The sequence below is a fragment of the Pseudomonas fluorescens genome (assembly GCF_902498065.1).
Classification (GTDB): domain Bacteria; phylum Pseudomonadota; class Gammaproteobacteria; order Pseudomonadales; family Pseudomonadaceae; genus Aquipseudomonas; species Aquipseudomonas fluorescens_BJ.
Genome location: NZ_CABVIR010000007.1, coordinates 109,610 through 123,918 on the forward strand (window position 1 = coordinate 109,610; position 14,309 = coordinate 123,918).

The 14,309-nt window shown below is 61.1% G+C and carries 11 protein-coding genes; 8 read left to right on the forward strand and 3 right to left on the reverse strand.

Annotation, left to right across the window (positions count from 1 at the left end; translation table 11 throughout):
* The first annotated feature begins 64 nt into the window (after positions 1-64).
* The 4 genes from ampD to F8N43_RS22525 all read left to right on the forward strand — a co-directional run bounded on the left by ampD (position 65) and on the right by F8N43_RS22525 (position 4,265).
* A complete protein-coding gene (gene ampD / locus F8N43_RS22510; RefSeq protein WP_150639728.1) occupies positions 65-625 on the forward strand; it encodes a 1,6-anhydro-N-acetylmuramyl-L-alanine amidase AmpD in 561 nt (186 codons plus the stop codon).
* Positions 622-1,458, forward strand: coding sequence for a regulatory signaling modulator protein AmpE (ampE, locus tag F8N43_RS22515; protein ID WP_150654396.1), 837 nt, complete (start codon positions 622-624; stop codon positions 1,456-1,458). The genes ampD and ampE overlap by 4 nt, the downstream gene beginning before the upstream one ends.
* Before the next feature lie 1,542 nt (positions 1,459-3,000).
* Positions 3,001-3,705 carry a methyl-accepting chemotaxis protein gene (locus F8N43_RS30030; protein ID WP_412072600.1) on the forward strand — a complete coding sequence of 235 codons (705 nt, stop codon included), beginning with the start codon at positions 3,001-3,003 and terminating at the stop codon, positions 3,703-3,705.
* 170 nt (positions 3,706-3,875) lie between these two features.
* Positions 3,876-4,265: a hypothetical protein gene (locus tag F8N43_RS22525; protein ID WP_150633526.1), complete on the forward strand. Its 390-nt coding sequence runs from the start codon at positions 3,876-3,878 to the stop codon at positions 4,263-4,265.
* On the opposite strand, the gene F8N43_RS22530 is transcribed toward F8N43_RS22525, so the two are convergent.
* Both F8N43_RS22530 and cra read right to left on the reverse strand, forming a co-directional pair.
* Positions 4,266-5,042: a TatD family hydrolase gene (locus F8N43_RS22530; protein ID WP_150654398.1), complete on the reverse strand. Its 777-nt coding sequence runs from the start codon at positions 5,040-5,042 to the stop codon at positions 4,266-4,268. It lies immediately after the preceding gene.
* Between the two features lie 3 nt (positions 5,043-5,045).
* Positions 5,046-6,041 (reverse strand): catabolite repressor/activator, encoded by a 996-nt coding sequence (cra, locus tag F8N43_RS22535; RefSeq protein ID WP_150633570.1) that lies wholly within the window; start codon positions 6,039-6,041, stop codon positions 5,046-5,048.
* Between the two features lie 282 nt (positions 6,042-6,323).
* Between cra and ptsP the strand changes: the two genes are divergently transcribed.
* Genes ptsP through F8N43_RS22550 form a run of 3 tightly spaced genes read left to right on the forward strand, consistent with a single transcriptional unit; the run spans position 6,324 to position 11,877 of the window.
* Positions 6,324-9,185 (forward strand): phosphoenolpyruvate--protein phosphotransferase, encoded by a 2,862-nt coding sequence (ptsP, locus tag F8N43_RS22540; protein ID WP_150633524.1) that lies wholly within the window; start codon positions 6,324-6,326, stop codon positions 9,183-9,185.
* On the forward strand, positions 9,185-10,126 hold the full coding sequence (gene pfkB / locus F8N43_RS22545) for a 1-phosphofructokinase (protein ID WP_150640095.1): 942 nt from the start codon (positions 9,185-9,187) through the stop codon (positions 10,124-10,126). The genes ptsP and pfkB overlap by 1 nt, the downstream gene beginning before the upstream one ends.
* An 11-nt stretch (positions 10,127-10,137) precedes the next feature.
* Entirely contained in the window at positions 10,138-11,877 is a 1,740-nt protein-coding gene (locus tag F8N43_RS22550) for a PTS fructose-like transporter subunit IIB (protein ID WP_150654399.1), read from the forward strand.
* A 302-nt stretch (positions 11,878-12,179) separates the two neighbouring features.
* Here F8N43_RS22550 and F8N43_RS22555 read toward each other — a convergent pair whose 3' ends face one another.
* Entirely contained in the window at positions 12,180-12,422 is a 243-nt protein-coding gene (locus F8N43_RS22555) for a pyocin S6 family toxin immunity protein (protein ID WP_150633936.1), read from the reverse strand.
* A 243-nt stretch (positions 12,423-12,665) separates the two neighbouring features.
* Here F8N43_RS22555 and F8N43_RS22560 point away from each other — a divergent pair, with 243 nt between their 5' ends.
* Positions 12,666-14,213 carry an alkaline phosphatase D family protein gene (locus tag F8N43_RS22560; protein WP_150654400.1) on the forward strand — a complete coding sequence of 516 codons (1,548 nt, stop codon included), beginning with the start codon at positions 12,666-12,668 and terminating at the stop codon, positions 14,211-14,213.
* The last annotated feature ends 96 nt before the right edge of the window (positions 14,214-14,309 follow it).

The window sequence follows — 14,309 nt, forward strand, 5'->3', positions numbered from 1 at the left end:
TCGCGCGCCGAGGGTCTATCGCGGCATACTGGGCGCCAACACAGTCGTCGTTGAAGGAACCTGTATGCAGTTGGACCCCGCGAGCGGTTGGTGTCAGGGCGTGCGTTTATGCCCCTCACCCAACTTCAATGCGCGCCCCACGGGCGAAATTTCCCTGCTGGTGATCCACAACATCAGTCTGCCGCCGGCGCAGTTCGCCACTGGCAAGGTGCAGGAATTTTTCCAGAACCGGCTGGATGTCACAGAGCATCCCTACTTTGAAGGGATCGCTGACCTACGGGTGTCTGCGCATTTTCTGATTGAGCGTGACGGCACCGTCACTCAGTTTGTCTCTTGTCTTGAGCGCGCTTGGCATGCCGGTGTGTCGTGTTTCGATGGCCGGGAAACCTGTAACGATTTTTCCGTGGGTATTGAGCTTGAAGGCACGGATGATCTGCCGTTCACCGATGCTCAATATGACGCGTTGACGGCCCTGACCTTGCAGCTGCAACGCGCCTTTACGGGCATTACCGCGCAGCGCATCTGCGGGCACAGCGACATCGCACCGGGGCGCAAGACTGATCCGGGACCGGCGTTCGACTGGGCGCGTTATCGCGTGGCCCTGGCTAAAGAGGAAGCACAATGAGTTTTCTGGTGTTGCTGTTGGCGGTCTGGATCGAGAAGTTCTCGGCCCTGCGCCATCGGGTTCAGCGTGATGGTGGTTGGGTGCGCGAGTTGCACAAGCTTGAAGCCAGCCCTCGTCTGGTCAATCGTCCGTGGTTGATTCTGCTGATACTGGTGCTGCTGCCGGTGGCGGTGCTGGGGTTGCTGCTGGTGGTGCTGGAGCCGGTTGCTTACGGTCTGTTGGCGTTGCCGGTGCATTTGCTGGTGGTGATTTATAGCCTGGGGCGTGGTGATCTGCTGGCCGGTCTGGGGCCGTTTCGCGATGCCTGGCGCCGGGAAGACCTGCAAGCTGCCGCTCATGTGGCGAAACGTGACCTGGATATTTGTGCCGACAACGGCGAACAGTTGCTGGAACGGGTTCAGGGGCACCTGTTGTGGGAGGCCTACCAGAGCTTTTTTGCAGTGATTTTCTGGTACTTCCTGCTGGGGCCGGTGGCGGCGCTGAGCTATCGATTGCTGGCTCTGGCTGAAGAACACGGGCAAAACCCGGCCGTCGTCGAGCGCGCCGCTCAAATGCGTCACGCGTTCGATTGGGTGCCGGTGCGTCTGCTGGCGGCGAGTTTTGCGCTGGTCGGCAACTTTGTCGCCGTCAGTCGGGTGATGCTGCACGAATTGCTGAACTGGAACATCAGCGCCGCGCAATTGATCGAGAAGGTCGGGCTGGTGGCCGGTGAAATTCCTGCGCCGGTGGTCGGGCCCGATGGCATCAACAGCCTCGACCGGATCTGGGAGCTGCTGCTGCGTGCGGCGGTGCTCTGGTACGCCGGTTTTGCGTTGTGGACGGTTCTTGCCTAAACACCACCTTCTGTAGGAGCCAGCCGGCTCCTACAGGGACAGGGTTGGCATGGCGTCTTTTGAACGGCAGGACCCTCTCGTCCGATAAGCTGCCGTTAACCTTAAGTTACAAAACCCCCCGCCGATTTGAGCTATACAGAGACAGCACTCAATAGTGGCTATCTGCTGCTTGTCTGTGCCTGCCAATAAAAATAAGAAATCCAAGGGAGACTTCCAGTGAAGAGCTTGCTCTATCCCGCCGTCGCGCTAATGAATCGCCTGAGCTTCGGCATGAAGTTCAGCCTGATCAGCGTTCTGTTCCTCGTGCCCATGCTCGTGACCAACTTTTATCTGGTGCGTGATTCCTATCGCGAATTCCAGGGCACTCGAGTGGAACTGCAGAGCCTTGACCTGCTGGGCAGCAGCCTGACTCTACGACGCGACCTGGAAACCCTGAACAACCTGGTGCAGATCAACGTCATCCTTGGCCAGTCCGGCAAGGCAGGCGGTGTCGAACCCAAGATCACTACCTTGGAGCAAAGCGTTCTGGCCCGTCTGGAAGGGCTCGCGGCGATGACCACCGATCCGGAACAGATCACGGTTTTCGATGGCAAGCGCGACGAAATGATCACCGCGTTCAAGGCCCAACAAACGGAAAACTCCTTGCAAAGCAAAAGTGCGCTGATCGGCAAGTTGCTCGGCAACGCGCAAATCTTCAGCCAGATCATCGCCAGCCAGGCGGGGTTGAGCCGAGACAATCAAAGTGACATGCGTCAGCTCACCGAACTCATCACCAACGTCACGCCGTCTGTCACCCAGACCTTGGGCGATGGCCGCGCCATGGGCTCTTACTCGTTGGGGCAAGGGTTTCTCAATTCGTCGTCGAGCACCCGTTTCGATGAGTTGCTGGCGCAGATCGAAAAGCTGCAGGCCGAGTACGGTCTGAAGTTGCAGGATGCGCTGGGCTCAAGCAACGCGGCACGTGGAACCCTGGCGGCGCAGGCCGAGAGCAGCAAGGCGTCGCTGAAAAAGGCCAGTGAACTGTTCGAAGAACAAGTGGTGATGGCCGACACCCTCGATGCGCCGTGGCAGGCCTTTTACGATCAGGTCACCGGCCTGATGGACCAGACTTACCAACTCAACGAAGCCACCCTGAAATTCCTCGATACCCAGTTGCAACAGCGCCTGACCGAGAACCGTACGCACATGGTCTTGCAGGCCGTCGCGTTGTCGGTGGTGTTTGTGTTGATCTTCTACCTCTACGGCGGCTTTTACGCCTCGACCCGCACCACCCTCAAGCGACTTGGCGCGATGATGGACAAGGTGGCGGCCGGCGACATGACCGTGACCTTCAACGCCAACAGCCGTGACGAGCTGGGCGAGTTGGGCGAGGTGTTCAACGGCACCGTGAAGAAAATCCATGACCTGATCGAGCGTGTCGGCCACACCGTCGGAGAAGTCGAGCGTCAGGCCGGTCAGGTCGAAAACGTGTCGGCCCAAAGCAACCAGGCTGTCGCGGGGCAACGCTCGCAGATCGAACAGGTCGCCACGGCGATGAACCAAATGTCGGCCACCTCGCTGGAGGTGGCCCGCAGCGCCGCCGCTGCGGTCAGCAGCGCCCACAGCGTCAATGACGAAACCATCAGTGGTCGCGGGTTGGTGGAGTCGCAGCAGGGCAGCATTGCGGCGCTGGCCAGCGAAATCGATCAGTCGGTGCGGGTGATCAATCAACTGGCCAGTGACAGTCAGTCCATCAGCCGCGTGCTGGAAGTGATCAAAAGCATCGCCGAACAGACCAACCTGCTGGCGCTCAACGCGGCCATCGAGGCGGCGAGGGCAGGCGAACAAGGCCGAGGTTTCGCGGTGGTGGCGGACGAGGTCCGGACCCTGGCCAAACGCACCCAGCAATCGACCGAAGAAATCGAACAGATGATCGCCAAACTGCACAGCGGTGTCGGCGCCGCAGTGAAGGCCATGGGCACCAGCCATCAAATGGCCAATGGCACGGTGGGGCAGTCGGAAAAGGTCCAGCAGGCGCTGGAAAATATCCTCGGCGCGGTGGGCATGATCGTCGATCAGAACCAGCAGATCGCCGCCGCCGTGGAGCAACAGACTGCTGTCGCCCATGACATCGACCAGAACATCGTCGAGATCAACCGGGCTGGCGAGCGCACCGCCGAAGGTGCACACAAGACCGAAGATGCCAGCCGGGCGTTGTCGGCGCAGGTGGTTGAGCTCAAACAGCTGATCAGCGCCTTCCGGGTCTGAAGAATCGCATAGTCCCTGTAGGCGCAAGCTTGTTCCTACAGGTTTGCGCCCTGTCCGTAGTATTTATTACCTCCACGTGTCGGCAATTTCCGGTTTTCCCCAAGACTCTGGCATTTGCTCTTCAATGAAGGATGATCCACAACCCTGACCTACCCTGAGGAGGCTCGGTTATGTCCTTCGCTACAACTGGAATCCAGGGGCACTGTGCCCATTGCGGGAACGTTCGGCTACTCGAACCCTGGCAACTCAATGCCATCGCAATCAACGAAGCATTCTCTTGTTCGCATTGCCACAAAGCCTTGCAACTGAGCGACCCGAAACAGATCAGGCGCATCAAGTCCATCGACTCACTCGCGATGCTGCGAGCCAGCACATTGGTAACGGTCTGCACCGCGCTGCTGGTGGCGTTGGTGATGGAGTGGGTCGGGTTGATCAGCGTCGTCGAACAGCTGAATTTCTCGCTGGTTGCGATTCTGATCTATTGCGTCGTTATTCAATACGCGAGGCATCGGCAGCACATCACGCTGATTCTTGAAGCGGCGAAGGCTCACGCCGACTGACTACCAGTTGAACAGCTCACAGGCATTGGCCGTGCTGACGGCGGCCAATTGTTGCGGACTGACCGCCATGATCCCGGCCAGCGCCTCGCAAATCGCCGGCAAATGCGCCGGGCTGTTGCGTTGGCCGGGAAACATGGCGGGGGCCATGTCCGGTGAGTCGGTTTCCAATACCACAGACTCCAACGGTAACTCGGCGAGCACCCGGTGCATGCGCAACGCCTGCGGCCAGGTCGCCGCGCCGCCAAGGCCCAGTTTGAAACCGAGCCTGATGTACTCGCGGGCCTCTTCCTTGCTGCCGGCGAAGGCGTGAATGATGCCCGCGCGTTTCAACTTGAAGCGCTTGAGCGTGGCAATCACCGCTGCATGGCTGCGTCGCACATGAATCAGCGCCGGCAGATTGAAGTCCGCCGCCAATTGCAGTTGTGCCTCAAACAGCGCTTGCTGGCGCTCACGGTCGAGGGTTTCGATGAAGTAATCGAGGCCGATCTCACCCACCGCGCACAGCTGTCGATGGCCGGCTAAACGGCTGAGCCAATCGCCGAGTGCGGGCAAATCTTCAGGCCGATGCTGGTCCAGAAAAACCGGGTGCAGACCCAACGCGGCATGCAGATCGGGATCGCTTTGCACCAGATCCCAGACCCGCTGCCAATTGGCCTGATAAACCCCCAGCACCACCATCCGCCGCACGCCAAGGGCGCGGCTCTCGGCGAGCAGCGCCTGACGATCCTCGTCGAAATCCGGAAAGTCCAGATGAGTGTGGCTGTCGATCAGCTCCACGGTTCAGTCCTGGCGAATACGCTGCTTGAAGGTCCGCGCGATGGCTTGCACGCCGGGCTGGTAATCCGATTGCTCAATGGCGGCCAGGGCCAGTTGCAGCGCTTTGTCGGCGATCAACTGGTGTTGCTGGGCCATGGCGTTGACCGGCAGCGGCAGGAAGTCCAGCAACTGCGTGTCGCCGAACGTGCCGAGACGCAGCGGGCGGGTTTTCAGCGGGAAGTCGTGCAACGCGTCGAACACGCCCTGAAGCAGCACGTAGGATGTGGTTACCAGCGCATCCGGCAAATGCCCCAGGCGCTGAAGCAGTTCTTCCATCAACTGCTTGCCGCACTCGCGGCTGAACGATTCGCCGTGTTCGATGAGGATCTCGCCTTTGAACCCGGTCAGCGCTTCCTTGAACCCGGCGGCCCGTTCCTGACTGATGCTCAGTTCGGGGCGTGCGCCGATAAGGGCGATCTGCTTGGGCAACGGCTCGAGCAGGCTACGCGTCAGTTGCAGACTGGCTTCGCGATCATCACTGATTACCGAGCAGAAATGCTCGGGCTCCATGACCCGGTCGATGGCGATGATCGGAATGCCTTTGGCTTGCAGCTGTCGGTAACTGTCGTCACCGGCCGGCAGGCAACTGGCGACGATCAAGGCGTCGCAACGACGGGCGCGGAACAGTTGCAGCAATTGCCGTTCGCTGTCCGGCGCGTCGTCGGAGCTGGCGATCAGCAACTGATAACCGCGGGCCCGGGCACCTTGTTCCAGCAGCTTGGCGATTCGCGCGTAACTGGGGTTTTCCAGGTCCGGCAGAATGAAGCCCAGCGTGCGGGTGTGCCGACTGCGCAGCCCGGCCGCTTGCGGGTTGGGCGTGAAGCCGTGTTGTTCAACGACCGCGCGCACGCGCTCGACGGTGGCACTACTGATGCGTTGCTGTTCGGCCTTGCCATTGATGACATAACTGGCGGTGGTCACGGACACACCGGCCAGTTGGGCGATATCACTGAGTTTCAACTCGGGTTTTCCTTGTTTGTCGGCCGACATTTTCGCCAATCCTACCCGATTCAGGCAGGCGACTATTGTCGCAGCCAATCCGACAAGTTGGGCTTCAAGGATGGGACATAATCGAGTAACGTGCCAATCATTCTAGATTAAACGTTTCAGCAAGCGTATTTTCTACGTTTCAGGTGCATTTGGCCGGTTCTGCCGCGAAACCGCCAAAAGTGATGATTAAGCGCCTAAGCTGACTCATTCAAAACAATACCTGGCACCTCAAGGTGCCAAAAAGGAGAAAGCATGCTCGAGCTCACGATAGAGCAGATTTCCATGGGCCAGTCGGCCGTGGACAAGTCCGCAGCGTTGCATTTGTTGGCTGGGCATCTGGTCACCGATGGTCTGGTGGCCGAGGGGTATCTCGCCGGTTTGCAGGCGCGCGAAGCCCAGGGCTCGACCTTTCTCGGGCAAGGTATTGCCATCCCCCACGGTACGCCGGAAACCCGCGACCAGGTGTTTTCCACCGGCGTGCGGCTGATGCAATTCCCTGAAGGCGTGGATTGGGGCGACGGCCAGATCGTCTATCTGGCGATCGGCATTGCGGCCAAATCCGATGAGCACTTGCGCCTGCTGCAACTGCTGACCCGCGCCCTCGGCGAAACCGATCTGGGCCAGGCCCTGCGTCGCGCCAGTTCTGCCGAAGCATTGCTGAAACTGTTGCAAGGCGCGCCGCAGGAACTGGCGCTGGATGCACAGATGATCGGTCTCGGCGTGTCGGCCGATGACTTCGAAGAACTGGTCTGGCGCGGTGCGCGTTTGCTGCGGCAGGCGGATTGTGTGAGCAATGGTTTTTCTGCGGTGTTGCAGCAAGTCGAAGCGTTGCCGCTGGGCGATGGCTTGTGGTGGTTGCACAGCGAGCAAACGGTCAAGCGTCCGGGCCTGGCGTTTGTCACGCCGGACAAACCGATACGCTACCTCGGCCAGCCGCTCAGCGGTCTGTTCTGTCTGGCCAGCCTCGGCGAGGCGCACCAGGCCTTGCTCGAACGCCTTTGCGCGTTGCTGATCGAAGGCCGTGGTCATGAACTGGGACGTGCCACCAGCAGCCGTAAAGTCCTCGAAGTGCTCGGCGGTGAACTGCCGGCGGACTGGCCCAGCGCTCGCATTGCGCTGGCCAACGCCCACGGCTTGCACGCCCGCCCGGCGAAAATCCTCGCACAACTGGCGAAGAGTTTTGACGGTGAGATTCGCGTGCGCATTGTCGATGGCCAAGACAGCGCGGTGTCGGTGAAGAGCTTGAGCAAACTGCTGAGCCTCGGCGCCCGTCGCGGTCAGGTGTTGGAATTCATCGCTGAGCCGAGCATCGCCGCCGATGCCTTGCCCGCCTTGCTGGCCGCGATCGAAGAAGGCCTCGGTGAAGAAATCGAGCCATTGCCTGCTGTTAGCCAACAACGTGAAGTGATCGCGGAGGTGGCCGAAGTGCTGCTCGCCCCGGCGTCCGGCAGCCTGGTTCAGGCCATCCCTGCCGCGCCGGGCATTGCCATCGGCCCGGCACACATTCAAGTACTGCAAACCATCGAATACCCGCTGCGCGGGGAGTCCGCCGCCATTGAACGCGAGCGTCTCCAGCAAGCGCTGGCGCACGTGCGTCGCGACATCGAAGGCTTGATCGAACGCAGCAAATCCAAAGCCATTCGCGAGATTTTCATTACGCATCAGGAAATGCTCGACGACCCGGAATTGACCGATGAAGTCGAGACTCGCCTCAAGCAGGGCGAAAGCGCCGAAGCGGCGTGGATGGCAGTGATTGAAGCCGCAGCGAAACAACAGGAATCGCTGCAGGACGCCTTGCTCGCCGAGCGTGCGGCAGATCTGCGCGATATCGGCCGTCGCGTGCTGGCGCAACTCTGCGGCGTCGAGACGCCCAATGAACCCGATCAGCCCTACATCCTGGTCATGGACGAAGTCGGTCCGTCCGATGTCGCGCGTCTCGATCCAACCCGCGTCGCCGGCATTCTCACCGCCCGTGGCGGCGCTACCGCGCACAGCGCCATCGTCGCCCGTGCGCTCGGTATTCCGGCATTGGTCGGCGCCGGTGCAGCGGTGTTGCTGCTGGCGCCGGGCACGCCATTGCTGCTTGATGGTCAACGCGGTCGCCTGCACGTGGACGCCGATGCGGCGACCCTGCAGCGCGCCACCGAAGAGCGCGACACCCGCGAGCAACGCTTGAAAGCGGCGGCCGAACAACGTCATCAACCGGCGCTGACCACCGACGGCCATGCGGTCGAAGTGTTCGCCAACATCGGGGAAAGCGCAGGCGTCACCAGCGCCGTGGAGCAGGGCGCCGAAGGCATCGGCTTGCTGCGCACCGAGCTGATTTTCATGGCCCACTCGCAGGCGCCGGACGAGGCGACTCAGGAAGTCGAATACCGTCGTGTGCTCGATGGCCTCGCCGGTCGGCCGCTGGTGGTGCGCACCCTCGATGTAGGTGGCGACAAACCGCTGCCGTATTGGCCGATTGCGAAAGAAGAAAACCCGTTCCTCGGCGTGCGCGGCATTCGCCTGACCTTGCAGCGTCCGCAGATCATGGAAGCGCAATTGCGCGCCCTGCTGCGGGCCGCTGACAACCGCCCTCTGCGCATCATGTTCCCGATGGTCGGCAGCGTTGACGAGTGGCGTCAGGCCCGAGACATGACCGAGCGCCTGCGTCTGGAAATCCCGGTGGCGGACCTGCAACTGGGGATCATGATCGAAGTGCCATCGGCGGCATTGCTGGCGCCGGTGCTGGCCAAGGAAGTCGACTTTTTCAGCGTCGGCACCAACGACCTCACCCAATACACCCTGGCCATCGACCGTGGCCATCCGACCTTGTCGGCCCAGGCTGACGGCTTGCACCCGGCGGTGCTGCAACTGATCGACATCACCGTGCGCGCGGCCCATGCCCATGGCAAGTGGGTCGGCGTGTGCGGTGAACTGGCGGCTGATCCGCTGGCGGTGCCGGTGCTGGTCGGCCTCGGTGTGGATGAGTTGAGCGTGTCGGGCCGCAGCATTGCCGAAGTCAAGGCGCGCATCCGCGAACTCAGCCTGACCCAGACTCAAACCCTTGCCCGACAGGCCCTGGCCGTCGGCAGCGCGGATGAAGTGCGCGCATTAGTGGAGGCCCTGTAATGGCCAAGATCCTGACCCTGACCCTCAACCCGGCGCTGGACCTGACGGTTCAGTTGCCGCGCCTTGAACCCGGCCAGGTCAATCGCAGCGACGAAATGCACACCCACGCCGCCGGTAAAGGCGTGAACGTGGCGCAGGTGTTGGCGGACCTTGGGCATTCGCTCACCGTCAGCGGTTTCCTCGGCGAAGACAATCTACAGGCGTTCGAAGCCCTGTTCGCCAAACGCGGTTTTGTCGACGCGTTTATCCGCGTTCCCGGCGAGACACGCAGCAACCTCAAACTGGCGGAAAGCGACGGGCGCATCACCGACATCAACGGGCCGGGGCCGATGGTCAGTGAAGCGGCGCAGCAGGCGTTGCTGGATCGCCTCGATCAGATTGCGCCGGGTCATGATGCGGTCGTCGTTGCCGGCAGCCTGCCTCAGGGCATCAGTCCCGAGTGGTTGCAGGCGCTGATTGTGCGCTTGAAGAATCTTGGCTTGAACGTCGCACTGGACACCAGTGGCGAAGCGTTGCGCGCGGCGCTCAAGGCCGGTCCGTGGCTGATCAAACCCAACACCGAAGAACTGGCCGAAGTGCTCGGCTGCGAAGTGATTTCGGTCGCGGCTCAAGCTGAAGCTGCGAGCCGCTTGCATGCGCAAGGCATCGAACATGTGGTGATTTCCCACGGCGCCGATGGCGTGAACTGGTTCAGTGTCGGTTCGGCGATGCATGCCACGCCACCCAAGGTTAGCGTCGCCAGCACGGTCGGCGCGGGTGATTCGCTGTTGGCCGGCATGCTCCACGGTCTGCTCAGTGCCGACACGCCGGAACAAACCCTGCGCACCGCCACGGCGATTGCCGCGATGGCGGTGACCCAGATCGGTTTCGGAATCGGTGATGCGGCGCAGTTGGCGCGGCTCGAACAGGGTGTGCGCGTGCGTCCCCTGACAGAACAATAAGAGGGTTTGTCATGAAGTTAGCCATTGTTACGGCTTGCCCCAACGGTATGGTCACCAGCGTGCTTTGTGCCCGCTTGCTCGATGCCGCAGCGCAGCGTCAGGGCTGGAGCACCAGCGTCGAAGTGGTGGATGCGGCGCACCCGGAACGTCAGTTGTCGGCGGCCACAATTGAAGCGGCCGAGTGGGTGTTGCTGGTGACCAGCGCGCCGGTGGACATGTCGCGATTCTTTGGCAAGCGCGTGTTCCAAAGCACCCCGGCGCACGCCCTGCAAGATGTCGAAGCGGTGCTGCGCCGTGGTGCCGAAGACGCTGAGGTTTACGTCGCCCCCGCAGCGGTCGCCGAACCTGCAGCCGTCGCGAAAAACGCGCCCCGGCTGGTCGCGATCACCGCATGCCCGACCGGCGTTGCTCATACGTTCATGGCCGCTGAGGCTTTGCAGCAAGCGGCGAAACGTTTGGGGTACGACCTGCAGATCGAAACCCAGGGCTCGGTCGGTGCACGCAATCCGTTGAGTGCGACGGCGATTGCCGACGCGGACGTGGTACTGCTCGCCTGCGACATCGAAGTCGCGACCGAGCGTTTTGCCGGCAAGAAAATCTACCGTTGCGGCACGGGCATCGCCTTGAAACAAGCCGAAGCGACGCTGAACAAAGCGCTGGCCGAAGGCACGCAGGAAAGCGCCGCGACCGGCGCCAAAGGCCCGGCCAAAAAGGAGAAGACCGGCGTCTACAAACACCTGCTGACCGGTGTGTCGTTCATGCTGCCGATGGTGGTGGCGGGCGGTCTGATGATCGCGTTGTCGTTCGTCTTCGGCATCACCGCGTTCAAGGAGGAAGGCACCCTCGCCGCCGCCCTGATGCAGATCGGTGGCGAGACGGCGTTCAAGCTGATGGTGCCGCTGCTGGCGGGCTACATCGCCTACTCGATTGCCGACCGTCCGGGCCTTGCGCCGGGGATGATCGGTGGTTTGCTGGCGAGCACCTTGGGTGCCGGTTTCATCGGCGGGATCATTGCCGGTTTCATCGCCGGTTACGCGGCGCAGGCGATCAATCGGTATGCGCGTTTGCCGCAAAGCCTTGAGGCGCTGAAACCGATCCTGATCATCCCGTTGCTGGCGAGTCTGTTCACCGGTCTGGTGATGATCTATGTCGTCGGCAAACCGGTGGCCGGGATGCTCGCGGGGCTCACGCATTTCCTCGACAGTATGGGCACCACCAACGCTATTCTGCTCGGCGTATTGCTGGGGGGGATGATGTGCGTCGACCTGGGCGGGCCGATCAACAAAGCCGCTTATGCCTTCTCGGTGGGGCTGCTGGCGTCGCAGAGTTATGCGCCGATGGCCGCGACGATGGCCGCCGGCATGGTGCCGCCGATTGGCCTGGGCATCGCCACGTTCATTGCCCGACGCAAGTTTGCCCAGACTGAACGCGAAGCGGGGAAAGCGGCGTTGGTGCTGGGGTTGTGCTTCATCTCCGAAGGCGCGATTCCGTTTGCCGCCAAGGACCCGCTGCGGGTGATTCCGGCGAGCATTGCCGGGGGGGCGTTGACGGGTGCGCTGTCGATGTATTTCGGCTGCAAACTGATGGCGCCGCACGGTGGGTTGTTTGTGCTGGCGATCCCGAATGCGATCAACCACGCACTGCTTTATTTGCTGGCGATTGTGGCCGGGAGTTTGCTGACGGCGGTGGTGTATGCGGTGGCCAAACGGCCCGAGGTTGTTGAGCTGGCGGTAGAGCCCGTCAGCGCCTGACACTTAACCCCTGTGGGAGCGAGCCTGCTCGCGATGGCGGTGTAACAGTCACCATTTTCGTTGAATGTTGCACCGTCATCGCGAGCAGGCTCGCTCCCACATTGATCTTCATCAAGCGCCAAATTTGTATACGACGAAAATCAAATGTGGGAGCGGGCTTGCCCGCGATGGCGTCAGCGACAACACCATCAAACCGAGGTACGCCTCCTCCCGCTGCAACGCCCGCGCCTGAACCACACCCGGCACAGCACAGCCCTCATGCACAGCTGTCATAAAATATTCAAGTGGGGGATACCGAAGGCTCACAGGTAGCAGCTGATATACAGCATTAGGTTCCTGGGTAATTTCATCATTGCGAGACGTTCAATTGCCGTGATTTGCCTGGCGGTCAGAAGATGGCTCGCCATGGCATCCTCTTCCTTATGCCAGGCCATTATCGGCATCAGGACATCCGTGGTAACGGTCGGGGGCAAATCGGTTTCGAATACCGCCAGGTCGCTGGCTTCTTCTCTTCCGTAAATCTGAAACTTCAAATCATATTTCATGGTTCAACCTTCCTGGTTCTGTTTGCGGGCTTTGTCTGCCGGGTATTCGAGTTCAAACTACTAGGACGCTTAGGCGCTGGAGCTAGGACTATTCCCGATAGCGGTGTCGAAATTTCCTATTCTTTGATAGGACCGGGAGCCGCGACGGTGCCTCCACAAGGGGATCTGTGGTGTTGGCTGATTTGTGTGTCACGCCCGGTTCACACGGTCATGTTTTAGTTTTCCTTTTTCAGGGAGAACACCATGAGCGAATTCAACCTCGGTCGCCGTCGTGTCATGCAAGCGGTCGGCGCCGGGATTCTGCTTCCCGGCCTCGCGCCGGCGGTGATTGCGTCGGTCAAGGACCGGCCGCAACTCACCGATGGCGTGCAGTCCGGCGACGTGCTGGGCGACCGGGCGATGGTCTGGAGCCGCAGCGATCGTGCGGCGCGGATGGTGGTGGAATGGGACACCCGCAGTCTGTTCAGCAACCCTCGGCGTTTTGTCTCGCCACTGGCGGATGCCCGCAGCGATTTCACCGCACGGGTCGAGCTCACCGGTCTGCCCGCCGATCAGGCGATTTTCTATCGCGTGCATTTCGAAGACGCTCAGAGTGGCGTCGCCAGCGAACCCTGGTTCGGTCACTTGCGCAGCGTGCCGCAGGCCCGGCGCGACATCCGCTTTGTCTGGAGCGGCGACACCGTCGGCCAAGGCTTCGGCATCAACCCGGACATTGGCGGCATGCGCATCTATGAAGCCATGCGTTTGCGCCTGCCAGATTTCTTTATCCACAGCGGCGACACCATCTACGCCGACGGTCCGGTCCCGGCGCAGCTGACCACCGAAAGTGGTCGCGTGTGGCGCAACATCACCAGCGATGCCAAGAGCAAAGTCGCCGAAACCCTCGATGAGTACCGCGGCAATTACCGCTACAACCTGATGGACGACAACGTCCGTCGCTTCAACGCTGAAGTGCCGCAGATCTGGCAGTGGGACGACCACGAAGTGGTGAACAACTGGTCGCCGGGCAAGCAACTGGACGAGCGCTACAAGAGCAAGGATATCCACAGCCTGGTAGGCCGCGCACGTCAGGCGTGGCTGGAATATGCACCGATGCGGTTGCAGAGCGCCGACGGTGGCGGGCGGATTTATCGCAAGCTCGGTTATGGGCCGATGCTGGATGTGTTTGTACTCGACATGCGCAGTTATCGTGAGGCCAATGATGACAACCTCGGCGCAGCCAAACCCTTTCTCGGGCGTGAGCAACTGGACTGGCTCAAGCGTGAATTGAAAGCCTCCAGTGCCCAGTGGAAAGTCATTGCCGCCGACATGCCGATCGGCCTCGGCGTGCCCGATGGCGAAGTCAGTCCTGGCGTGGCGCGCTGGGAGGCGGTTGCCAACGGTGATCCGGGCGCCGCTCAGGGGCGTGAACTGGAAATCGCCGAACTGCTCGGTTTTTTGCGGGCGCAACAGGTGCGCAATTTTCTGTTCCTGACCGCGGATGTGCATTACTGCGCGGCGCATCACTATCATCCGGATCGTGCCGCGTTTCAGGACTTCGAACCGTTTTGGGAATTTGTTGCCGGGCCGTTGAATGCGGGGAGTTTCGGACCTAATCCGCTGGATAAAACCTTCGGTCCTGAAGTGGTGTTCGAGAAGGCACCGCCGGCGCAGAACACGTCGCCGTTTGCCGGGTTTCAGTTTTTTGGCGAGGTGAATATCGAGGGGGCGACGGGGGAGATGAGTGTGGTGTTGCGGGATCTGGATGGGGTCAGTGTGTTTGAGCAGAAATTGCAGCCGCTAGAAGGGTAACGGACGACGCCTGGATCCTGTGGGAGCTAGCTAGCTAGCTTGCTCGCGATGTCGGTTTTACATTCAACAGGTCTGTTGGATGTTGCACCGCAATCG

Coding starts and splice junctions, on each gene's coding strand:
- F8N43_RS22525 (WP_150633526.1), top strand. CDS start 3,876: ATGTCCTTCGCTACAACTGGAATCCAGGGGCACTGTGCCCATTGCGGG.
- F8N43_RS22555 (WP_150633936.1), bottom strand. CDS start 12,422: ATGAAATATGATTTGAAGTTTCAGATTTACGGAAGAGAAGAAGCCAGC.
- F8N43_RS22550 (WP_150654399.1), top strand. CDS start 10,138: ATGAAGTTAGCCATTGTTACGGCTTGCCCCAACGGTATGGTCACCAGC.
- pfkB (WP_150640095.1), top strand. CDS start 9,185: ATGGCCAAGATCCTGACCCTGACCCTCAACCCGGCGCTGGACCTGACG.
- ptsP (WP_150633524.1), top strand. CDS start 6,324: ATGCTCGAGCTCACGATAGAGCAGATTTCCATGGGCCAGTCGGCCGTG.
- F8N43_RS30030 (WP_412072600.1), top strand. CDS start 3,001: ATGTCGGCCACCTCGCTGGAGGTGGCCCGCAGCGCCGCCGCTGCGGTC.
- ampE (WP_150654396.1), top strand. CDS start 622: ATGAGTTTTCTGGTGTTGCTGTTGGCGGTCTGGATCGAGAAGTTCTCG.
- F8N43_RS22560 (WP_150654400.1), top strand. CDS start 12,666: ATGAGCGAATTCAACCTCGGTCGCCGTCGTGTCATGCAAGCGGTCGGC.
- ampD (WP_150639728.1), top strand. CDS start 65: ATGCAGTTGGACCCCGCGAGCGGTTGGTGTCAGGGCGTGCGTTTATGC.